Consider the following 22622-nt stretch of genomic DNA (forward strand, 5'->3'; position numbering starts at 1 on the left):
GGTCACGCTCACATCTTCGGCGGTTCGGCGCCGAACCACTTCTTGTAGATCTGCGCGTAGCGGCCGTCGGCCTTGATCTTCACGAGCGACGCATTGACCTTCGGCACCAGCGCGCTGCCCTTCGGGAAGCCGATCCCGTACTTGTCGCCGCTGACCGGCTGGCCCGCGACCTTCACCTTGCCCTTGCCTTCGTTGTTCACGAAGAACAGCACGTTCGGCGTGTCGTGCATCGCCGCGTCGACGCGGCCGGCTTCGAGCGCGAGGTAGGCCTGGTCGATGTTCGGGAACTGGCGGATCTCCTTCGGCTTCAGGTGCGCCTTGATCCAGTCGATCGTCGCGGTGCCCGTTTTCGCGGCGATCACCTTGCCGTTCAGGTCGTCGATCGACTTGATCGTCGTGTTGCCGGTCTGCACCATCGCCGCGAGGCCGCTGTCGTAGTACGGCGCGGAGAAGTCGATCGCCTTCTTCCGCTCCTCCTTGATCGTCATGCCCGACAGCGCGACGTCGATGTTCTGCGTCTGCAGCGCCGGGATCAGGCCCGCGAAATCCATCGGCTGGATCGTGTATTTCCAGCCCTGGTCCTTCGCGATCTCCGCCCACAGGTCGAGATCGAAGCCGACGTACTTGTCGCCCTGCTTGAACTCGAACGGCATGAACGACGTATCGGTCCCGACGACGAGCGTCTTGGTATCCGCATGGGCGATGCTGGCGCCGAGCGCGGCAGCGACCGCGACGGCTTTCAGGAAGGAACGGCGACTCATGGTTTCTCTCCGCATGGTTGAGCGATGTGACCGGCCAGCCGGCCGGCGGAACGACGACATCAAGCCGCACCGCAACATGCGATGTCGAATTAGACCTTAGTGCAACAAGTGTTGTCAACGGCGATACTACGACAACAAAAAAGTCCGCAACGGATAAATGCATCGAGACAAACCCGCGGCGCGCGGGGCGGATAAATCGGAGGAAAGGGAAAGCGGCTCCGGGGCGAAGCGGCCGGGCTGGGTCGCGCTGCGCCGGCCGACGGCGGCGTCTGATGGGCAGTTGGCAGTGACTGGGGACTGGCCGGGAGGGTTTGCCGTCAACGGCACATCACGCGCGAGAGGAGCATGACGGCGCGACTGGCCGGACAACTGCCGCCGCCGCGCGTTTGTCGGCGCGTTTGTCGGCGCGTTTGTCGGCGCATTTGTCGGCGCATTTGTCGGCGCATTTGTCGGCGCGGATCGTCGGCGCTTCGGCGCGGCGTCGTGCCGTGCCGGTGCGGCCGCCCCCGCGACGCCGGCAATCGCCGGCGCGGTTCAACGCATGTTGCGGAATGCGCACGGCCCAGCCGGCCGGCCGCGCGCCTCCGATGCAGCTTCGCTTACGCCGCCACCCCGCTCGCCTGATGCGACACGAGCCGCGCATACGCGCCCTGCCGCGCCATCAGGTCCGCATGCCGTCCGGCCTCGATCACGCCGCCGTGCTCCATCACGAGAATCAGGTCGGCGTTGCGCACGGTCGACAGCCGGTGCGCGATGATGATCGACGTGCGCTGCGTCATCAGGTCTTCCAGCGCCGCGCGGATCTGCTGCTCGCTGATCGTGTCCAGATGGGACGTCGCTTCGTCGAGGATCAGCACCGGCGCATCCTTGAGGAACGCGCGTGCAATCGCGACACGCTGGCGCTGGCCGCCCGACAGCTGCACGCCGCGCTCGCCGACGCGCGTCGCGAGCCCGTCCGGCAGCCGCGCGACGAAGTCGCCGAGCGCTGCATGGTCGATCGCGCGCTGCACGGCCGCGTCGGACGCATCGCCCGCGGCGAGCCGGATGTTCGCTTCGAGCGTGTCGTTGAACAGGTAGGTATCCTGCGCAACCAGCGCGATATGCTGCCGCAGGTCGTCGAGCCGCAGGTCGCGCAGGTCGACGCCGCCGAGCGTCACGCGGCCCTGCTGCGGATCCCAGAAGCGCAGCAGCAGGCTCGCGACCGTCGACTTGCCGGCGCCCGACGCGCCGACCAGCGCGACCGTGCTGCCGGGCGGCACCTCGAAGCTCACGCGGTCGATCGCGGGCACGCTGCGGCCCGGATACGTGAAGGACGCGGCCTCGAAACGCACCGCCGGATCGGCAGGCATCGCTTGCGTGCCGTCCGTCACCGGCACCGGCTCCTTCTCCAGCGCACGCAAGCGGCGCGTCGATGCGATCGTGTCGGCGAGCTGGCGCGCGACCTGGCCGATTTCGGCCACCGGCATGAACGCGGCCACCGCCACCAGCACCAGCAACGGCAACGACTCGCGCGGAAACCAGCCGCGCGCGCACAGCAGCGCGCCGAGCGCCGCAACGACCAGCCCGCCGAGCCCGCTCGCGATTTCCAGCGCGGCACTTTGCGCCGACAGATCGTCGAGCAGCTTTGCGCGTTGCTTGCGGTACGCGTCGACTTCGGCCACGAACGCTGCGCGCCGGCGCGCAACGGCCTGGAACGCGGTCAGCTCCGCGAGCCCCTGGATCGTTTCGGTCAGGTGCGCGCCGAGCTGGCCGAGCGCTTCGCGCGCGCCGGTACCGAGCCGGTCGACGTCGCGCCGCGCCAGCACCGGCGCGAGCCCGGCCCACAGCAGGAACGGCAGCAGCACGAGCGCGAGCGGCCAGGCAACCGACGCGAGCAGCACCAGCACGGCAGCCGGCACGAGCACCGCGACGAACGCGGGCGCCAGCGTGTGCGCATAGAAATATTCGACGGTCTCGACGTCCTGCGTGGCGAGCGACACGAGATCGCCGGAACGACGGCGCAGCAGCCCGGCCGGCGCGAGGCGTTCGAGCGTCCCGAACAGCGCGATGCGCATTTCCGCGAGCAGCCGGTACGCCATGTCGTGCGCGAGCCACGATTCGAGCCAGTGCAGCACGGCCGCTACCGGCGCGATCACGAGCAGCGCGGTGACGAGCGTGGAGTTCACTTGGCCGCCAGGTACCGCTCCGACCACCAGCGCGCCGATCACGCCGACGCCGATAAACGCGAGCACGCGGCCGATCCCGAACAGCACCGTCAGCACGACCTTGCCCGTCCACGGGCGCACGAAGCGCAGCAGCGTCTGCAGGGTTTCCGGCCAGCCGATCTCCGCCGCATCGTCGTTCAGCGGCCGCACCTGCGGGCCCGACGACGCGCGCGCGGTCGCGCCGGCCGTCGCCGCCACACCGACCGATTCGGCGACCGCTTCCAGTTGCGACCCCATCAGCCGGCGATACGGGCCGTCGCGCGCGATCAGCGCCGCGTGCGTGCCCTCGTCGACCACCTGCCCCTGGTCGAGCACCAGGATGCGATCGGCGCCGATCACGCTGGACAGCCGGTGCGCGAGCACGAGCGTCGTCCGCCCGCGCGTGAGCCGGTCGAGCGCCTGCTGGATCAGCGCTTCGTTCTCCGCGTCCACCGACGACAGCGCCTCGTCGAGCAACAGGATCGGCGCATCGCGCAGCAGCGCGCGGGCAATCGCGAGGCGCTGGCGCTGGCCGCCCGACAACATGAGTCCGCGTTCGCCGATGCGCGTCGCGTAGCCGTCGGGCAGCGCCGCAATGAAATCGTGTGCGTTGGCGGCACGCGCGGCGGCGATCATGTCCGCATCGCTCGCATCGGGGCGGCCGAGCCGCAGGTTGTCGGCCACGCTGCCGTCGAACAGCGTCGCATCCTGCGCGACGACCGCGATCATCTCGCGCACCTGGCCGGCATCGAGCGTGCGCACGTCGCGGCCGCCGATGCGGATCGCGCCGCCCTGGGCATCGTGCTGGCGCAGCAGCAGGCGCACGATGGTCGACTTGCCCGCGCCGCTCGGCCCGACGATCGCCACCGTCTCGCCTTCGCGAACCGAGAAGCTCAGTGCCGCATGCGCGTCCGCGCGGCGCCCTGGATACGCGAAGCTGACGGCGTCGAACGCGATCTCCGGCCGCAGTCCCGTCACACGCGGCGCGTCGGCCGCCGGTGCATGGCTATCCGCGTCGAGCAGCGCGTGGATCGCATTCGCCGCCGACTGGCCGATCATCCCCTGGTGCAGCACGGAACGCAGGTCGCGCAGCGGCCGGAAGATTTCGCTGCCGGCCATCAGCACGATCAGCAGCGCCTCGAGGCTCATGTCGCCGTGCCGCACGCGCCACGCGCCGACCGCGATCGCGGCGGCCGCGCCGAGGCCGGTGCCGAGATCCGTGAAAAGCCGCGTCAGCAGGCCGAGCGCGAGCACCCAGAACGTGCTGTCGGACAGTGCGCGCGCCTTCGCGGCCAGCTTCGCGCCGAATGCCGTGCTTTGCCCGAACGCCTTCAGCGTCGGCAAGCCTTGCACCGCGTCGAGAAACTCCTCGCCGAACGCCTTGAAGGCGGCCGAGCGCGCAAGCGCCGCACGCTTGTCGGCGCGATGCACGAGCTGCGGCAACGCGAGCGTGACGAGCGCCGCGACCAGCAGGATCGCGGCCGTCGGCACGTCCCACCACGCGAGCACCGCGAAGATCATCACCGGCGCGCAGGCGGCGATCACGAGCTGCGGCAAGTAGGTGCCGAAAAACGTCTGCAATTGTTCGACGCCATCGACGACGGCCAGCATCACGCCGCCCGTGCGTTCGCCGCTGAACCACGCGGGGCCGAGCGCGGCGATCCGGTCGAACAGCCGCGCGCGCAACGTGGCCTGCACGCGCCCGGCCGTGTGCTGCGCGAGCACCGTGCGGCGATGGTCGAGCCACGCGCGCAGCAGCACGCAAGCCGCCGTTGCAACGACGGCTTCGCCGATGCTGCGTGCCGGCGCGCCGGAAAAGACCCCCGCCAGCACGCGGCCGAGAAAGACGAAACGCAGGATCCCGACACCCATCGCGAGCAGGCCGAGCGCGACGGCCGCGGCAACCCGCCAGCGCAGTCCCGCCATCATTGCCCATAGTCGTCGGTCGAAATACATGAAGCCCTCCGGTCGTGTCCGATGATGTTTTTTGTTGACCGGATCGAGGCTACCCGCGCGGCCCGTGCGCGGCAAAAGATGATTTTTCAACGGGTGTTGAGTCAACTACAATACCCCGCATGTCGCACCTCCCTCCCCTCAGCGCATTGCGAGCTTTCGAGGCGGCCGTCCGCCTCGGCGGGTTCGCGCGCGCGGCGGTCGAGCTGAACGTGTCGACGAGTGCGGTCAGTCACCAGATTCGCGCGCTCGAGGAATCGCTCGGCGCGCGGCTGCTCGAACGCAGCACGGGGCTCGGCGGCATCAGCCTCACGCCGGCCGGCGCCCGCCTGCTGCCGGCTGTCAGCGATGCGCTGTCGCGGCTGACCGACGCCTGTGCCGAGATTCGCGGCACCGCGCAACGGCTCACCGTATCCGCCAACGCGCCGTTTTCGGCGATGTGGCTCGCACGCCGCCTCGCGGAATTCTCGTCACTTCATCCCGACACGCCGCTGCATGCCGTCGTGCTCGACGACGAACCGGATTTCGCGCGCAGCGGCGTCGATCTGGCGATCGTGCACGTGCCCGCGCATCGGCTGCAGGCCGACGACGACATCCTGCTGCAGGAAACGGTGTTCCCGGTATGCAGCCCCGAACTGCATCCGTATGCCTCGGTGAACGTGTGCCGCTCCCGGCTGCTTCAGGAGATGCACGAGCACAGCCCCGAGATCGACTGGCGCAACTGGTCCGCGGAGTTCGGCCTGCCGGGCGACTTCGAGACGAAGATCGTCCGCTACAGCAGTTTCAGCCAGGTCATCGGCGCGGCGGTCGGGGGCGCGGGCATCGCGCTCGGCCGCGCGCCGCTGATCGAGCCCGAGCTGCGCAGCGGGCGCCTCGTGCCACTGAGGCCGGGCCTCGAACGCGCCGCGTCGTGGCGCTTCGTGCTGCGCCGCAACCCGTCGACGCGGCACCGGCTGCTCGATCCATTGATCGCGTTCCTGCGCCGCGAAGCCGAAGCGGACGCGGACGCAGCGCCGATCGCGGGCCCGATCGTTGCGCCCGCATCCAACGACAGTCGCGTGCGCGGCACGGGCGGCGCGACCGGCAAGTAACGCACCGGCCTCGCCCGCATGCGCCGCTTACGGCGCAGCGAAGAACAACGCCACCACGCACGCCATCCCGCCGAACCACACGAGCGAACGCAGCGACGCCCAGTTCAGCAGGTACATCAGCGTGTAGACGATGCGGATCGCGACGAACGCGATCGCCAGCTGGTCGACGCGATGCACGTTCGCGCCGTTGTGCCATGCCACCACCAGCGCGGCCGTGAACAGTGCAAGCGCTTCCCACGCGTTCTGGTGCGCGGCCTGCGCGCGGGCGCGCCAGCCTTCGAGCTTCGCCAGGTAGTCGCGCGGCGTGCGGTTGTCGTAGCCTTTGCGGGCCTTCGCGAGAAACGTCATCGGGAACGGCAACAGCGCCACGATGAACAGGCACAGCTGGGACGTCGTCATCAAAAGTCTCCTCCTTTATGATTACATTGAGCAATGACAAGATCGCCGAGAGCTTAGCATTGCGTCGCGCTGTTCGCGCACCGGTTTTCTAGACGGGAGACTCGGCGACGCGGCCCGTCGACAGCCGCGACGCACTGGGTTCGACACCCAAATTTCCACCAAATCATCGACAAAAACGTTAATTAAAACTGGTCGAACACCAATAAGATAGCGTTCAACACTGGCCCGGCGCGTTGTCGCGCCAGGCCGCCGAACCCGCGCCGCCGCGCGCGCCGAACGACATCCGATCCGAGCCATCGCCATGCCCCGTCCCATCGTCGCCCATATCCGCCCTGACGCCGTCCGCCACAACCTCGACTTCATCCGCCGCACGGCCGCGCGATCGCGCGTGTGGGGCGTGGTCAAGGCCGATGCGTACGGCCACGGCATCGAGCGGATCTACCCGGGCCTCGCGGCCGCCGACGGCATCGCACTGCTCGATCTCGACGAAGCCGTGCGCGTGCGCGAACTCGGCTGGGACAAGCCCGTGCTGCTGCTCGAAGGGATCTTCGAGCCGGCCGACGTCGAGCTGGCCGATCGCCACCGCCTGACGGTGGCCGTGCACTGCGACGATCAGCTCGACCTGTTGATCGCGGCAAAGCCGCAGCAGCCGATCGACATCCAGCTCAAGATGAACTCCGGGATGAACCGGCTCGGCTACCGCCCCGCCGTTTTCCGTGCCGCGTGGGAGCGTGCGGCCAGCGCGCCGTCGATCGGCAAGATCACGCTGATGATGCATTTCGCGAACGCCGACGAAGGCGAAGTCGACTGGCAGCTCGATCAGTTCGATGCGACTACCGCGGGGATTCCGGGCGAGCGCTCGACGTCGAATTCGGCCGCCGTGCTGTGGCATCCGCGCGCGCACCGCGACTGGGTGCGGCCCGGCACGATCCTGTACGGTGCATCGCCGACGGGTGCGGCGCGGGATATCGCCGATACGCCGCTGATGGCCGCGATGACGCTGACGAGCAAGATCATCGGCGTGCAGACGTTGTCGCCGGAAGAAACCGTCGGCTACGGCCGCCGCTTCACGGCCGACCGGCCGATGCGGATCGGCGTCGTCGCGTGCGGCTATGCGGACGGCTATCCGCGCCACGCACCGACCGGCACGCCGATCGCGGTGGACGGCGTGATGACGCGCGTCGTCGGCCGCGTGTCGATGGACATGCTGACCGTCGATCTCACGCCGTGCCCGAACGCGGGCATCGGGTCGAGTGTCGAGCTGTGGGGCGACCAGGTGAAGGTGGATGACGTGGCGGAAGCCAGCGGCACGATCGGCTACGAGCTGATGTGCGCGCTCGCGCGCCGCGTGCCGGTCGTGATCGTGCCGCCGGGTGCGTCGAGCGAACAGCCGACGCTGCGGACCGGGAGCTACGGGCGCTGACCGGCGGAGAGGCGGCGACGCACACGCTGTTGCGTCGCCTGACGTGCGCTTCGGTTGCGGGTCGCCTTCGGGCGGCCCGCTTGCATTTCAGTGTGAGCGAAAGGCCTGGGTGACGGCCCTTCCGCTTCGTTCAACGCACTACGAACGCCACGTCGGCTTGCGCTTCTCGAGGAACGCGTCGATCCCTTCACCCGCATCCTCCTCCATCATGTTGCGCGCCATCACGTCGCCCGCATACGCATAGGCTTCGTCGAGCGGCAACTCGCGCTGGCGATAGAACATCTGCTTGCCGTACCGCACCGCGGCCGGGCTCTTCGCGACGATCTCCGCGACCTTGCGCGCAACGGCCGCATCGAGCGCGTCCTCGGGCACGGCCTCGTTGACGAGGCCCCACGCGGCGGCCGTTGCCGCGTCGACGAAGCGCCCGGTCACGAGCATGTCGAACGCGCGCTTCGCCGTGACGTTGCGGCTCAACGCAACGGCCGGCGTCGAACAGAACAGTCCGACGTTGATGCCCGATACCGCGAAGCGCGCGGTGTCGGCCGCGATCGCCAGGTCGCACGCGGCGACGAGCTGACAGCCGGCCGCCGTCGCGATGCCGTGCACGCGCGCGATCACCGGCACCGGTAACGCGCGCATCGCGAGCATCACGCGGCTGCACTGTGCGAACAGCGTGCGGTAGTAATCGAGTTCGGGCTTGCTGCGCATCTGCCGCAGGTCGTGGCCCGCGCAGAACGCCTTGCCTTCCGCGGTCAGCACGACGCAGCGCACGTGCGGATCGGCAGCCAGCGTATCGAATGCATCGTGCAGCGCCGAAAGCATCGCTTCGGACAACGCGTTGAACTGCTGCGGGCGATTCAGGCGCAGCGTGACGACGCCGTCGCGCGTGTCGCGCAGCAGGATCGGCTCGGCTGTCTCGTGAATGGGTTCCATGGTGTTCCGCTCGGCGGGGTTCGGCAGGATTCGGGGCGATGCGAACGAGCGGCCATCGCGCCCGCCCGCGGCATGTCGGGGAAATGGTCCTCCACATTCGGCACGACGTCCAGTCGCGCCGCCGCATGCGCATGCGCGGCGGCCTGCCGGCCACTGCGCAACGACCATGCCGCGCGCGCGTCAAGCGTCAACGGACCCGCTGCGCGGCTTCCGCACGGCCCGCCGTCCTCGCGGCCAGCGCGGCAATCGCGTAGGCGACACCCCCGAGCGCCGCGACCGCCCACAGCGCATCGGTCAGATCCGGCAACAGTATTGTCGCGGCGCCTGCGACGGCCACGCCGAGCAGGCTGCCGGCCTGCCGCGCCGCGTTGAGGAACCCGGACGCGACGCCCGCCGCGTCGGCAGGCACCTGTTCGAGCACCGTCGCGATCATCGGCGCGACCGACAGCGCGGTCCCGGTGCCGAAGGCGGCCATCGCCGTCCACACCACCGGCCACGGCGCATGCAGCGCAAGCGCAATCGCGATCGCCGGAATGGCCAGCGCGGCCATCGCGAGGCCGTTCGCCATCAGCGTGACCGGACGAACGTGACCATGCAGTTTTCCCGACAGCAGATTACCGAGCGACAGACTCAGCGCGAACGGCAGCAGCGTCAGCCCGATCTGCCGCGCGCTCATGCCGAAGCGCCCGTGCAGGTACAGACTCAGCACGAACAGCAGCCCGAAGTAGCCGACATAGACGAGGCTGCCCATCAAGTTCATCGCGACGAACACGCGGTTGCGAAACCATGCAAGCGGCACCATCGGATGGCGGGCGCGCCGCTCCACGACGACCAGCACGGCGGCGGCGAGCACGGCGATCAGCAACGCGGCACGGACCTCCGTGGCGCCGGCGCCGCGCGTCGGCAATTCGATCACCGCGAAACACAGTGCGCCGAGCGCCGCCGCACTGACGCACTGGCCGGCCCAGTCGAAGTGGCGCACATCCCGCGCGACCGATGCGCGAACGAGCGCCGCCGCGCCGGCAAAGGCGACCGCGCCGGTCGGCACGTTGATCAGGAATGCGCTGCGCCAGCCGAAATCGTCGACCAGGATCCCGCCCAGCACCGGCCCCACGGCGACCGCGACCGACGCGATGCCGGCCCACACCGCGATCGCCCGCGCGCGCTCGGCCGGCACGTCGAAGGTGCTGCGTACGATCGCGAGCGACGCAGGCAGGAAGAGCGCGGCACCCATGCCCTGCACGAAGCGCGCGACCACGAGGACGGCCACCGACGACGCGACACCGCATGCGGCCGACGCTCCGACGAACAGCGCCAGCCCGGCAAGGTATACGTGCTTCGCGCCGAACCGGTCGGACAGCGCACCGCCCGCGAGGATCAGCGCGGCGAAGCTGAGCGTATACGCGTCGACGATCCATGCAAGCTCTGCGACCGTCGCGCCGAGGCTCGTGCGCATCGCGGGCAGCGCGACATTGACGATCGTCGAATCGAGCACCGCCATGAACATCCCGATGGCGACGAGCGCCAGCGTCAGGCGCTGCTCGCGCGCCGTCGCGCGGCTCGATGCCGCGAGCGCGACCGGGGAAACGGGGACGGAATCGGAATGGCAATCGGACATGACACCTCCATGCAGATGCCGGAAGTCTAGGACCGGGCGCGCGATGCGGAAAAGTGATAATTTCGCATCTACCTGATGCAGATCTGCATCACCTCTTCCCGTGCGTCGCCGCCTGCCCGATGACACAATCGATTCGCATGAACTGGGACAACGCCCGCTTCTTCCTCGCACTGGCGCGCACCGGCACGCTGCGCGGCGCCGCGTCGCAGCTGAATGTGGACCAGGCGACGGTCGGACGCCGGATCGCCGCGCTCGAGGAAGAGCTATCGGCCCGGCTGTTTCTGCGCACGCCGTCCCTCTATGTGCTGACGACCGCGGGCGAAGCGCTGCTCGAACCGGCCGAAACGATGGAGCGCGCATCGCTGACGATCGAACGCCGCGTGATGGGGCTCGACGAACAACTGGCCGGGTCCGTGCGCATCGCGACGACCGACACGCTCGGCAAGCGCTTCGTCGTGCCCGCGATCGCCAACTTGCGGCGCAAGCACGCCGGCATCGACGTCGTGTGCGTGACGTCGGCGCAAATCACCAACCTCACGCGCCGCGAAGCGGATCTCGCGATCCGCACGTTGCGGCCGGAATCTCCGGACCTGATCGTCAGGCGGCTCGGGCATCTCGAAACGGGCATCTACGCATCCCGCCGCTACCTGGCCGAACGGGGCGAACCGGTCGCGGGCAGCGCGTTCGACGGGCACGATCTGGTGATGTATCAGCAGCCGGTGGTGCCGACGATGTGGGACGCGCTGTGCGGCGAGCCGACGTCGCGCGGCCGCGTGATGTTCCAGACGTCGTCGACGATGATGCTGGTGGAAGCCACGCTGGCGGGGCTCGGCATTGCGGAGCTGCCGTGCTTCCGCGCCGACACCGAGCCGGAGCTGGTGCGGCTCATGACGCAGCGGTGCAATCATTTCGACGTGTGGCTCGTCGCCCATGCCGATCTCTACAAGACCGCGCGCGTGCAGGCGGTGATCGAAGCCGTCGTCGATGAATTCGCGACTGCGGCGGCGGGCCGGTAGTAGCCCGCCGGTAGTGGCCTGCTAACAGGCCGGTGCGTCAGCGCGGCTGATACTCGCCATCGGCAGCAGACCAGCGAAACGTCTGACGCCATTTGCCGCCGCGCTCTCGCAACTGCAAGTCGTGGAAGCCGTCCGTCGAGGACGACAGCACACTGAGCGCATTGCTGCCTTCCGTGATCTCGTGATCGCGCGTGCCGTTGCGATGCCAATCACCGGCGATATCCCGGTAGAACATCATCGGCTGCGCGAACACGATGCGCAGCGTCTTGCCGTCGATCCGGAACAGGTACAACGCCTCGAACGATGCGCCGCCGCCGGAATAGCCGATCGACCAGCCCGCCCGCACCCCGAACGCAGCGTCGCCGGCCCGGAGCGCATACGGCGCGAGATCGAACCGCGACCACCGCTCGGGCCGTAACGCGCGATCAGCCGGCTGTGTCGCCTGTTCGAGGTAGTCGGGACTGTCGAGATTCGTGCTGCTCCAGTCTGTCGCCTGGTCGAGCGGCTGTTCGGTACGCGCGACGAGGCGCGGCACGCCGTCCGGGCCGCGCTCGAACACGCCCAGCCAGACCAGTGCTTTCTGGTCGTCGGCATCGGCGCCGCGCTGGAAGCCTTCGCAATCGGTGGGCGCACGGAAGCGCAGCGTCTCGCGCGCAGACTCGTCGGTCGGTGCCACGCACACGATCGCGACGAACGCACCGGGGCGTTGCGGCCACGGTTTCGCGCCGACCAGCACGACACGCGCAAGCGGCTGGCCCGGTGCAAGCTGCGCCGCCAGCCCCTCCCGCGTGAAGCCTGGCGGCAGGTGCACACCGAAACCGTCCACTTCCGCGCCGCCCATGTCGCGCGCGTACGCGGCGCGTGTTTCGGGCGAACCGAGCTTCCCGGGCACCTGGTCAAGCGAATGCGCGGTGCCGGCCGCGTACGCGGCGAAGCCCGCGAATGCAGCGCCGATCGCGACGAGCCACGGCATCAAGCGAATTGTCATGCTGGAATGATCCTGTGAAGTAACGAGGCAACGTGCTGCGGCGCCGCACACGCGATCGTGTGCGTGACGACCGGATCGGCCCGCAGTGCCATCTGAGTTCCATGATGTTCTACTTGCCGGGTTCGACAAGTTTCGGTGAGCAATGGGTGGTCACCTCCGCTTGCGCCCGCTGCGCCACATGCGCACGCCCGACCACAACTGTCCGACACCCCCGACGAAAAAGACCACGCCCATCCCGCCGATTGTCAGCGCATCGCCCCAGATTGCCCCGAATGTATTCATCCGCGCCGTCATATGGGGCGCATCGGGTGCGTAGCGCACCTCGACCGTCGCGCCATCCTCCACGCTGACCTCGCCGCCCTGCGGGTATTCGACGTGCTCGCCCGCGAGCGTCGTGAACGCGATCTCCGGATGATGCGGGCCCGCGTTCAGCTTGATGACGCGCCCCGGCACGACGACCGACGTCCGCAGGAATTCGCGCGTCGACTGCGCGTACAGGGCAGCGCCGATCAGCAGGCACGTACCGACGACGGTAAAGACGACGCCCTTCGCGATCAGCGTTTCCGTCTGCTGCGCGTCGGTGCGACCGGATCCCGATACCATTCCGTTCACCTCAAGGACGCGACTGATAGCACGACACGTCGATCTTCGACTGCGTCTTGCAGCGGTACATCACACCGCGCCCCGTTTCGTCGGTCACGCCTTCGTATGGGCCGTTGCATGCGCCGCGCACGAGCGCCGCCCGATCGATCCTGATTGTCATGGGAAGGTGTCCCGTTCCTGATTGTTGTGGATGCCGTGCGTGCTGCGCAGGTCGCGCAATCACGCCGCCCTCGGCATCCGGCAGGATACGGAGATCGCGGCACGCTGTAAATTGCACGCGCGTCCCGCCGGCCACCCCGCGCGGCTACCCGACGCTCGCGACGCGCGCGATCGTCTGCCGCAGCCAGATATGCGCGGCGTCGCCGTGCCGGCGCTCGTGCCAGTGCTGCGCGAACTCGAAGGCATCGATCGGGAACGGCGGCTCGAACATGCGCAGCCGTGCATCGTCGCGCACGCGGTCGAGGTTGCGCCGCGCGACGGTCAGCACGAGGTCGGTGCCGGCGATCAGGTCGTTCGCCACTCCCCAGAACGGCAGGATCACCGCGATGCGCCGCTCGCGCCTTAGGCGCGCGAGCGCGCGATCGACTTCGTTGTCCATCCCGTCGCGCATTGCGACGAGCGCATGCGGCCGGGCGAGCCACGCATCGAGCGCGAGTTCGCCGCGGCGCGGCAGGCGGCTCGCATCGGCAACGCACGCGAACGATTCGATGAACAGCGGTTGCGCGTGCAGGTCGCGCTGCATCGCGGGCAACACGCCGAGCGCGAGATCGACCTCGCCGTCCATCAGCTGCATCCGCATCGCCTCGCGCGTGGCCTGCGACACGATCAGCTCGATGCCCGGCGCGTCGGCGCGCAGCGTCTTCACCAGCGCCGGCAGCACGATCCGCGCGCCGTAGTCGGACATCGCGATGCGAAACACGCGCGTGGCCGCGGACGGATCGAACGCCGGCGGCTCGATCAGCGCGCCGAGCCGGCCGAGGACGTCGTTCAGCGGCTCGACCAGTTCGTTCGCACGCGCGGTGAGCGCGAGCCGGCCCGCGCGCCGCACGAGCAACGGATCGCCGAAGATTTCGCGCAGCCGCGCGAGCGCATGGCTCACGGCCGGCTGGCTGCGGTGCAGCCGGACGGCGGCGCGCGAGATGTGTTTTTCGCTCAGCAACACGTGCAGCGTCACGAGCAGGTTCAGGTCGATACGGGCCAGATTATTCATGGAAGGAATATGAAGCATCCGAATAACGAATTTCCATTCGCAATCTTAATGGACAACAATCATTTCAACCTCCTTTCACGACCGCCCCAGATGACGACTTCCCTGTCCTTCGCCACCCTTCCGCTCGCCGTCGCGGCCTTCGTCGCCGGCGCGCTCGTGCCGCTGCAAGGCGGCAGCAATGCCGCGCTCGGGCGCGCGCTCGGCCACCCGCTGTGGGCGAGCGTCGCGTCGCTGACGGTCAGCCTGCTCGCCGTGCTGCCCGTGCTGCTGGCCACCCGGGCGAACGCGCCGCTCATCGGCGACGCGCTGCAGCGCCCGCTGTGGATGTGGCTCGGCGGCCTCGCGGGCGTGATCTACGTCACGCTCGCGCTGATCCTGACGCCGCGGCTCGGCGCGACGACCTTCATCGTCTGCGTCGTCGCCGGGCAAATGCTCGCGTCGCTGCTGATCGACCACTACGGGCTGATGGGGCTCGCGCAGCGGCTCGCGACACCCGGCCGCATCGCGGGCGTCGCGCTGATCTTCGCGGGGATGATCGTCGTGCAATGGCAGACGCCCGCGCCACGCGTGCCGGCCGCTACCGGCAACGCGGCAGCCGCGCAACCCGAACCGCAGCGCTGAATGGGCGGGCGGGCGTGGGTGCGCCGCAGCCCGACGGGCGTCAGCCCGCGAGCTTCTTCAGCGCGTCGAGCACCGCGTCGCCCTTGAACGGCTTCACGATCCAGCCCTTCACGCCGGCGGCCTTGCCGCGTTCCTTCATCGCCGGGCTGCTTTCGGTCGTCAGCATCACGACGTTGACCGTCGCGTTCGCCAGTTCGCCGCGGATCTTCTCGACCATCGTCAGGCCGTCCATGTTCGGCATGTTCACGTCGCTGATCACGAGGCGCACGCCGGGCGTCGCCTTGAGCTTCGCGAGCCCGTCCTTGCCGTCGACGGCCGTCGCGACGTCGAGCCCGTGATTGCGCAGGAAGCCCGCGACTTCGTCGCGCACCGTGCCCGAATCGTCGACCACCAGAATCTTTGCCATGTCGTATTCCCCTTCCTTTCCTTGTTGCTGACTTCAGTATTCAAAACAGTTCGAGTTCACCCGATTCGACCATCGGCCCCACGTCCTGCACCGATTCGCGGAAATCCTCCGGCGACCAGCTCAGGCTGAACACGAAGCGCTGGTCGAGACAGACGGAGCGCCCCGATGCCGGATCGGTCATCCGGTACTTGAAGCAGAGCTGCGGACAATCGCCGCCGAACGAGATGAACTTCTGCTTGTGATTGACGACGAGCGGCACCTGCACCGGATGGCGCGCCAGCGCCTCGGCGTCGCCTAGATAGCGGTTCTTGAACGCGCCCCATACGAGGTTGGTCAGCTCGCCGAGCACGCTGTTCACGTCGCGGAAATCCGGCGCGCGACCGCCTTCGCGCGTGCCGCCGATCATGTCGAGCAGCGGCTGCTCGCTCGTCTGCAGCAGCATGTAGCCGCGGCACCACGCGCTTTCGAGCGCAATCAGGCTGAACACTTCGCCGAAGATGATCTGGTCGCGCACGATGCACGGCGTTTCGTGCTCGATCGTCATGCCCGGGAACAGGCTGTCGATGCGCGCCTCGGTGATCTCCGAGATGCCGCGCACGAGTGCGTTCGGGTAGTCGCGGCCAAACAGGTATTCGTCGATCGCGCGCTTGAGCGGCGTCATGTCGTCCGCGACGTAGGCCGCGCATGCGACGCGCGCGAGCGCCTCCGGCAGCCCGTCGCGCGATGCGAGCGATTCGCGGCGCAGGATGATCGGCAGCTCGGGGCGCAGCGCATCGATCTGCGTCGCGATGATCGCGCTCTCGGCCGGCGAACCGCCGTAATCCTCGGCCAGCAGGATCGCGCCGAGGTCGATGTTCGAGCGCAGCACCTTCAGCAGCCGGTTGCGCCGCACGGTCAGGCCGACCAGGTTGTGCTCGTCGCAGAAACGCTTGATCGCGTCGGCGTGCGCGCGACTGTCGTCGAGCACGAGCACCTTGCTGACGGGTTTATCCAAGGTCATCTCAAGGTTTCCTCATGGTCGGTCAGGGTCGGTCAGAACAGTTCGAGCTCGCCGCCGGTATCCACCGTGGCCGTTTCCGGCACATGGAAATCGACCGGCGCGTTCGCGCACACGCACAGCGTCGCGCCGACCCGCACGTCGCCGTCGAGCGTCAGGTCGTAGGCGGCCACGTGATTCGGCGCCAGCGCGGGCAGGTAGTCGATGCTCGATCCGCTCAGCAGACAAGGCGTCGACATCCCCAGGTCGGGAAACGGCACGGTCAGCGCCTGGTTGATCGCGCCGCAGCACAGGTTCGCGACTTCCATGAACGCTTCGGGCAGCGGCCGCTGGCTGCTCGTGCCCGCCGTCGCGCCGGCGAAATAGCGGCGCGTCGCGTCGTCGTCGCTGAAGCGCAGGGCGAGCAGCAGGCGGAAATGCAGCGCCGAGATCGTCAGCACCGCGACATGCTCGGGCACCGTCGGCTTCGTGCGCGACTTCGCGGGCGCGTGATCCCGCCCGTCGTGTGCGGGGCCGGTAGACGGCCGGATGTCACACGCACCGCCGGATGCGAGCCGCGTGCGCGCCGCGTCGAAGAAAATCCGCTCGAAGCCCGCTTTCGCCTGCGCACTGATCACGCCGCGCCTCCTTCGATCTGCGCGTGCAGTTGCCCGGCCAGCGTCTCGACGGTCGCGAGCGCGGCCGTGATCATCTTGCCGCCGGCCTGGATGTCCTGGAACGTCGCTGCCGTCACGAGATCGTTGCGGTTCAGGCTGTCGCGATAGCTGTTCGACAGTTGTTGCGAGCGCGCGGCCAGCCCGCGCACCTCGCTCGCGACGATCGAGAAGCCGCGCCCGGCCGCGCCGGCGCGCGCGGCCTCGATCGACGCGTTCAGCGACACGATCGACACGTGCGCGACGATCGCCGACAGTTCCTGGTTCTTCGCACGCATGTCCTGGTTCTGCGTGGTCAGCGAGATCATCTGCTCGTGCCAGCGCTCGAACGTGCCGGCGAGGCCGCGCAGGCGCGCAGCTTCGTCGGCGATCTTCATTGCATGCTGCGCGAGCGCCGTTCGATCGGCCGACAGCGCCTGCATGGCGTCGCGCTGCGTGCCAGCGGCGGACGTCTCGCGCGCCAGCGCATCCTCGAGCTGCGCCTCGCGCTGCGCCCATGCGTCGGCCGTCTCCGCATGCGCCGACTTCACGTCCGCGATGCGCGCATCGGCTGCGTCGAGCGCGCCGCGCAACTGCGCCGTATCGCGCTCGAGCGCCGCGACGAGCCGCTTGCGCGTCACACGAAACACGACCGCCGCCACGATGGCGACGACGACACCGCCCGCCAGTGCGGCGGCCATCTGGATCATCCACGCCTGCCCGATCACGTCGTCACTCCGCCGCGCCGATATCCGCGCTGCGCGCACGTTCGTGCACGACGCCCTGGGCGGCCCCGTCCGCCGCGAAGCGAGCCGGCAGCGACACGATCGTCTCGAACGCGCGATACGGCGCGCCGACGCGATCGTCGGTGAAGCGCAGCGCGATGTCGCCGCCGTCGCGCTTCAGGAAGTTGCGCACCGCGTCCATCCCGACGCCGCGCCCCGACACTTCGGTCACCGTCTGCGCGGTCGAGAAACCCGGCCGGAAGATCAGCTCGGCGACATCCTCGTCGGACAGCGCCGCATCGTGGTCGGCATCGATCCAGCCGCGCTCGCGCGCGATGCCGCGAATCCGGTCGAGCGCGAGGCCGCGGCCGTCGTCGCTCAGCACGAACCACAGCTCGCCGCCGCCCACGCCGACCGCGATGTCGATCGTGCCGGATGCCGCCTTGCCGGCCGCGCGCCGCTCGTCGGACGATTCGATCCCGTGGTCCATCGAATTGCGCAGCAGGTGCATGAACACGTTCTTCAGCGTCGCGGCGATTTCGCTGCGCACGCGGTGGCCGTGGCTGTCGATATGCACGACCGGCGCCGGCTTGCCGAGTTCGGCCGCGAGCGACGGCAGCGACTCGATCACGCCGCCGAGCGCATCGCCGATGCCCTGCGTGCCGAGCTGGCTCAGCATGCGGCGCACGGCATCCCGGGCCGCGTGCCAGTCGGACGCATTCGCCGGATCGGCGCCGTCGAGCACGCGCAGGCTCTCGCTGATGTGCGCGCGCTCGACCATCAGGAAGTCGGCGCCCTGCACCGCTTCGCCGCTGCGGCCGAGCGTGACCGCGTTGATCGTCGCGTAATGCTCGACCGCGTCGCGTACGCGGGCCAGGTCGTCCATCAGCGCGTCGCGGTTCCACTCCGGGCCGCCGTCCGCGCGGCGCAGCGAGTCGTACGCCTGCTCCGCTTCGTGGACGATGTTGGTCAGGTGCTGGAGGCTGTACGTGCGCGCATTGCCCTTGATCGTGTGCATGTTGCGGAACAGCGCCGCGACGATCGAGTGATCGGCGCGCTCGTGCTGGCGGATCATCCGCTCGTTCTCGCTGAGGAAGCCCTTCGCGCTGTGCACGAAGTCGTGGAACTTGTCCTGGCTGATCGACAAAATCTCGCCGATCATCTCGAGGCGGCGCTGCTGCTCGCCGGCCTGTGCGGTCAGCTCGCGAATCTCGGTCACGTCGCGCACGCACAGCATCAGGCGCACGACCGTGTCGGTCTCGTCGGTGATCGCCGACCAGCTCAGGTCGAGCCACTTGTCGCGGCCGTCCGGCATCCGCTTCGCGACATCGTTCACGAGCAGGTGCTCGTTGAACGCGAAGTTCATGCTGTCTTCGCCAAGGCATGCGTGCACGGCCGCATCGACCTGCGAGCGGGCGTCGGAACCGATGTTCGAGTCGTCGAACACGAGCGCCATCAGGTCGCGGCCCGCGATGTCGTTCGTCTCGAAGATGGTTTCGAGGTACGCGGAATACTCGGCATGCACGACACCGCCCTCGACGACGGTCAGGATCCCCTGCTGCATGTTCTGCAGCATCGCCTGGATGTCGGCCGTCTTCTGCTTGAGCTGCGCCGAGTTCTCCTGGATCTTCTCGATCATCCCGTTGAACGCGACGATCGAATGGCCGATTTCGTCCATCCGGCCCACCGGCACACGGCGCGTGAAATCCTGGCTCGTCGCGATCTCGCTCATCGCCGTCTGCATCCCGATCAGCGGACGCGTGATCTGGCGATACAGCAGCAGGCCGAGCGCGGTCAGCAGCACGATTACCGTGCCGGCGACGCCCGCGATCGCGGTCGCCGTGGTCGACAGCATCCCGTTCAGCGCGCTGATCGCGTCGTCCTTCTGGCGGTTCTTCTCGACGCGCAGCGTGTCGACGATGCTTTCGAGTTCGTCGCGATACTGCGCGACGTTCGCGAACAGGTAGGCCTGCGCCATCTCGGGCTTGCCGTCGGCCTTCATCTTCACGGTGTCGTCGATCGCCGCGAAATAGTTCGTGGCGCTTTCCTTCGCCTGCGAGACGAGCCCGACCTGCGCCTGCCCGACCGCCGACTTCGCCTGCACGTCGAGCGCGGCGCGCAGCGCGCCCTGCTTCGCCTTCAGCTCGTCGCGCGCCTGCGCGGCGGTGTTCGCGTCGGGCGCATAGACGAGCGTCATCGTCGCGATCTGGATGTTCTTCACATCGGCGACGAGATCCGCCGACGCGAGCGCGCTCGGCACGATTCCCTGGGTGACCTGGCGTACCTCGGACGCGCTCTTGCGCGTCTGGTACACGGCATAGATGCCGATCGCGGACAGCGCGAAGAACGTCAGGACGACTAGCAGCGTAATGCGATGACGGATGGTCATGAGTACAGGTCCCCGCAGCGATCCGGCTTCGATCGCCGTTTGGTCTATTGAAAGAATGTGAGCGCCGAATTATCGGGGATGGTGTATGACGCTCCGATGACCGAAAATCATTCATTCATTGATGAAAATGAAATGAATAATTGTGACGAAAGCGCCCTAAAGTATTGCCGGGATCTGCCGTTAACCTCGTGCCACGAGGCTTCGACCGGCGATCCTGCGCGGCCTTTGAATTCCAGGTTCGGATATTTTATTTTTATTTATTTAATCCACTGATTAGCCGCAATCGGGCTTTCGTAAAACGTTTGCGCATTATCGACGAATTCAGTCGAATTCGCGATTTTTTATTGCCTGAGCGTGATTCGACGGACGGATGAAAACGATTCCGCCCGCCCCGGGAGCGACGATGCGATGGGCTGCATCGTCGGCCCCGGAGCGGGCGGGAGCGGCTAACGACCGGTCAGTGGCTGCTGGCGCGCGTCGCCCCCAGCCCCGTTTCCGAACGCACCTGCTGCGCGGCGAACGCGCCCTTCTCCGCCTTCGCGCGCAGGCTCGTGTCGAGGACCGAGAACAGCCATACGCCCACGAAGCCGATCGTCATCGAGAACAACGCGGGCGACGTGTACGGGAACCACGCCGAACCCTTCGGATAACCAAGCGTTGCCTCCCACACCGACGGCGACACGATCGTCAGCCCCACCGACGAGACGAGCCCGAGGAAGCCGCCGATGACCGCGCCACGCGTGGTGCAGCCCTTCCACATCATCGACAGGAACAGCACCGGGAAATTGGCCGATGCCGCGACGGCAAACGCCAGCGACACCATGAACGCGACGTTCTGCTTCTCGAACGCGATGCCCAGCAGCACGGCGATCACGCCGAGCACCAGCGTCGTGATGCGCGACACCTTCAGCTCGTCTGCACTGTTGGCCTTGCCGTTCTTGAACACGGTGGCGTAGAGATCGTGCGACACCGCGGACGCACCCGACAGCGTGAGCCCGGCCACCACCGCCAGGATCGTCGCGAACGCCACGGCCGAGATGAAGCCGTAGAACACGTCGCCGCCCACCGTCTTGGCCACCAGCACCGCGGCCATGTTGGCCGTGCCTGCGCCGCCCTTGATCACGCCCTTGGCCACGTCGGCCAGTTCCGGATTGGTCAGCACCAGCGTGATCGCGCCGAAGCCGATGATGAAGATCAGCACGTAGAAGTAGCCGATCCACGTGGTGGCCCAGAACACGGATTTACGCGCTTCCTTCGCATCCGGCACCGTGAAGAAGCGCATCAGGATGTGCGGCAGGCCGGCGGTGCCGAACATCAGCGCCATGCCGAACGAGATGGCCGAGATCGGATCCTTGATGAACCCGCCCGGCGACATCACCGACAGCCCGATCCGGGTCGCGTCGTCCGGCGCCTTGCCGGCATTCGCGGCGATCGCGGTCTTGACTTCCACGGCATGGGCGAACAGCGCCTCCGGGCTGAAGCCGTACTGCGCGAGCACCATGATCGCCATGAAGGTCACGCCCGCGAGCAGCATGCACGCCTTGATGATCTGCACCCACGTGGTGGCGGTCATGCCGCCGAACAGCACGTAGACCATCATCAGCGCGCCTACGATCACGACCGCCACCCAGTAGTCGAGACCGAACAGCAGCTTGATGAGCTGCCCCGCGCCCACCATCTGCGCGATCAGGTAGAACGCCACCACCACCAGCGTGCCGATCGCGGCGAAGCTGCGGATCGGCCCCTGCTCGAAGCGATAGCCCGCGACGTCGGCGAAGGTGAACTTGCCGAGGTTTCGCAGCCGCTCGGCCATCAGGAACGTGATGATCGGCCAGCCGACCAGGAAGCCGATCGAGTAGATCAGGCCGTCGTAACCCGACGTCATCACCGCCGCAGAAATGCCGAGGAAGGATGCCGCCGACATGTAGTCGCCCGAGATCGCCAGGCCGTTCTGGAACCCGGTAATGCCGCCGCCGGCCGTGTAGAAATCCGCGGCGGAACGCGTGCGCGACGCCGCCCACTTGGTGATCCACAACGTCCCGGCCACGAACAGCGCGAACAGGACGATGGCCGTGGTGTTGGTGGCCTGCTTGGCGGTCTGCCCGACATCGCCGCCGCCCGCGACGGCCACGCCGCACACGAGCGCGGCCAGCAGCGCGACCAGCGTCATCGAAAGTGTCTTCTTCATTGGGCGACGTCCTGCAGGATGTCCTGCGTCAGTTGATCGTATTCGTTGTTCGCGCGGCGCACGTAGATGCCCGTGATGACGACGGTAAACACGATCACCGCCATGCCCACCGGTACGCCGACGCTCGTCACGCCGGTGCTCACGGGCTTCGCGAGGAACGACTTGTCGAATGCGATCAGTGCGATGTAGCCGTAGTACACGATCAGCATCAGCACGGTCAGGCAGACACCGAGCGTATTGCGCCGTCGCTTGAGCTGCGCATACTTCGGATGCGCTTCGATCTTTTTCACCAACCCATCATGCATCGCCTGTCTCCTGGTTTGCTTTTTGAATGAGTTCGGCGATTCTGAACAGCGAAGCTGACTGCGCGCTTACTCGATCTTTCGAGGGCGGCCTCCCGGGCACTATGGTTTTCCCTAGCGGTACGGGGCGTAGCGCCGCTGTCGGAAGCGAGATGCTTGATGGGTGGATGCGCCCCTGCGCGGG

At 67.9% G+C, this 22622-nt stretch carries 20 protein-coding genes; 4 read left to right on the top strand and 16 right to left on the bottom strand.

The features are described 5' to 3' along the window. Positions 1-8: 8 nt before the first annotated feature. Together glnH and CFB82_RS27395 are read right to left on the bottom strand one after the other, a co-directional pair. Positions 9-761, bottom strand: coding sequence for a glutamine ABC transporter substrate-binding protein GlnH (glnH, locus tag CFB82_RS27385; protein ID WP_089486044.1), 753 nt, complete (start codon positions 759-761; stop codon positions 9-11). 599 nt (positions 762-1360) lie between these two features. Continuing rightward, positions 1361-4900: an ABC transporter ATP-binding protein/permease gene (locus tag CFB82_RS27395; RefSeq protein ID WP_089486045.1), complete on the bottom strand. Its 3540-nt coding sequence runs from the start codon at positions 4898-4900 to the stop codon at positions 1361-1363. A gap of 119 nt (positions 4901-5019) precedes the next feature. On the opposite strand from CFB82_RS27395, the gene CFB82_RS27400 reads away from it, so the two are divergent. Next, positions 5020-5988 (top strand): LysR family transcriptional regulator, encoded by a 969-nt coding sequence (locus CFB82_RS27400; RefSeq protein ID WP_089486046.1) that lies wholly within the window; start codon positions 5020-5022, stop codon positions 5986-5988. 27 nt (positions 5989-6015) lie between these two features. Here the strand turns inward: CFB82_RS27400 and CFB82_RS27405 are convergent, their stop codons facing one another. After that, the gene (locus CFB82_RS27405; protein WP_089486047.1) at positions 6016-6387 is read right to left on the bottom strand and encodes an MAPEG family protein; all 372 of its coding nucleotides are present in this window, start codon (positions 6385-6387) and stop codon (positions 6016-6018) included. Positions 6388-6688: 301 nt separating this feature from the next. Here CFB82_RS27405 and alr point away from each other — a divergent pair, with 301 nt between their 5' ends. Beyond that, complete coding sequence (gene alr, locus CFB82_RS27410; RefSeq protein WP_089486048.1) at positions 6689-7810, top strand: alanine racemase; 1122 nt, start codon at positions 6689-6691, stop codon at positions 7808-7810. A gap of 138 nt (positions 7811-7948) precedes the next feature. On the opposite strand, the gene CFB82_RS27415 is transcribed toward alr, so the two are convergent. Beyond that, a complete protein-coding gene (locus tag CFB82_RS27415) occupies positions 7949-8743 on the bottom strand; it encodes an enoyl-CoA hydratase (RefSeq protein ID WP_089486049.1) in 795 nt (264 codons plus the stop codon). 187 nt (positions 8744-8930) lie between these two features. Beyond that, the gene (locus CFB82_RS27420) at positions 8931-10361 is read right to left on the bottom strand and encodes an MFS transporter (protein WP_089486050.1); all 1431 of its coding nucleotides are present in this window, start codon (positions 10359-10361) and stop codon (positions 8931-8933) included. A gap of 137 nt (positions 10362-10498) precedes the next feature. Here CFB82_RS27420 and CFB82_RS27425 point away from each other — a divergent pair, with 137 nt between their 5' ends. Continuing rightward, positions 10499-11377 (top strand): LysR family transcriptional regulator, encoded by an 879-nt coding sequence (locus tag CFB82_RS27425; RefSeq protein ID WP_069251276.1) that lies wholly within the window; start codon positions 10499-10501, stop codon positions 11375-11377. Positions 11378-11414: 37 nt separating this feature from the next. Here CFB82_RS27425 and CFB82_RS27430 read toward each other — a convergent pair whose 3' ends face one another. The 4 genes from CFB82_RS27430 to CFB82_RS27440 all read right to left on the bottom strand — a co-directional run bounded on the left by CFB82_RS27430 (position 11415) and on the right by CFB82_RS27440 (position 14178). Beyond that, on the bottom strand, positions 11415-12365 hold the full coding sequence (locus tag CFB82_RS27430) for a hypothetical protein (RefSeq protein WP_089486051.1): 951 nt from the start codon (positions 12363-12365) through the stop codon (positions 11415-11417). 150 nt (positions 12366-12515) lie between these two features. After that, entirely contained in the window at positions 12516-12968 is a 453-nt protein-coding gene (locus CFB82_RS27435; RefSeq protein ID WP_089486052.1) for a DUF3592 domain-containing protein, read from the bottom strand. A 10-nt stretch (positions 12969-12978) separates the two neighbouring features. Continuing rightward, positions 12979-13128, bottom strand: a complete 150-nt coding sequence (locus tag CFB82_RS43410) for a hypothetical protein (protein WP_179255460.1) — start codon at positions 13126-13128, stop codon at positions 12979-12981. Between the two features lie 144 nt (positions 13129-13272). Next, positions 13273-14178, bottom strand: coding sequence for a LysR family transcriptional regulator (locus CFB82_RS27440; protein ID WP_089486053.1), 906 nt, complete (start codon positions 14176-14178; stop codon positions 13273-13275). Between the two features lie 90 nt (positions 14179-14268). On the opposite strand from CFB82_RS27440, the gene CFB82_RS27445 reads away from it, so the two are divergent. Continuing rightward, the gene (locus CFB82_RS27445; RefSeq protein WP_089486054.1) at positions 14269-14799 is read left to right on the top strand and encodes a DMT family transporter; all 531 of its coding nucleotides are present in this window, start codon (positions 14269-14271) and stop codon (positions 14797-14799) included. A 40-nt stretch (positions 14800-14839) separates the two neighbouring features. Here the strand turns inward: CFB82_RS27445 and CFB82_RS27450 are convergent, their stop codons facing one another. The 7 genes from CFB82_RS27450 to CFB82_RS27480 form a co-directional block, all read right to left on the bottom strand. Beyond that, positions 14840-15205 (bottom strand): response regulator, encoded by a 366-nt coding sequence (locus CFB82_RS27450; protein WP_031401467.1) that lies wholly within the window; start codon positions 15203-15205, stop codon positions 14840-14842. 40 nt (positions 15206-15245) lie between these two features. Continuing rightward, entirely contained in the window at positions 15246-16205 is a 960-nt protein-coding gene (locus CFB82_RS27455) for a chemotaxis protein CheX (RefSeq protein WP_089486055.1), read from the bottom strand. Between the two features lie 32 nt (positions 16206-16237). Next, positions 16238-16819 (bottom strand): hypothetical protein, encoded by a 582-nt coding sequence (locus tag CFB82_RS27460; protein WP_089486056.1) that lies wholly within the window; start codon positions 16817-16819, stop codon positions 16238-16240. Then, the gene (locus CFB82_RS27465; RefSeq protein ID WP_089486296.1) at positions 16816-17544 is read right to left on the bottom strand and encodes a methyl-accepting chemotaxis protein; all 729 of its coding nucleotides are present in this window, start codon (positions 17542-17544) and stop codon (positions 16816-16818) included. The genes CFB82_RS27460 and CFB82_RS27465 overlap by 4 nt, the downstream gene beginning before the upstream one ends. Positions 17545-17566: 22 nt before the next feature. Continuing rightward, positions 17567-19948, bottom strand: coding sequence for an MCP four helix bundle domain-containing protein (locus CFB82_RS27470; protein WP_089486057.1), 2382 nt, complete (start codon positions 19946-19948; stop codon positions 17567-17569). Positions 19949-20405: 457 nt separating this feature from the next. Next, complete coding sequence (locus CFB82_RS27475) at positions 20406-22136, bottom strand: cation acetate symporter (RefSeq protein WP_069251269.1); 1731 nt, start codon at positions 22134-22136, stop codon at positions 20406-20408. Further along, entirely contained in the window at positions 22133-22441 is a 309-nt protein-coding gene (locus CFB82_RS27480; RefSeq protein WP_069251268.1) for a DUF485 domain-containing protein, read from the bottom strand. The genes CFB82_RS27475 and CFB82_RS27480 overlap by 4 nt, the downstream gene beginning before the upstream one ends. Positions 22442-22622: the final 181 nt, after the last annotated feature.

This window comes from Burkholderia sp. HI2714 (assembly GCF_002223085.1).
In the GTDB taxonomy this organism is placed as follows: Bacteria; Pseudomonadota; Gammaproteobacteria; order Burkholderiales; family Burkholderiaceae; genus Burkholderia; species Burkholderia lata_D.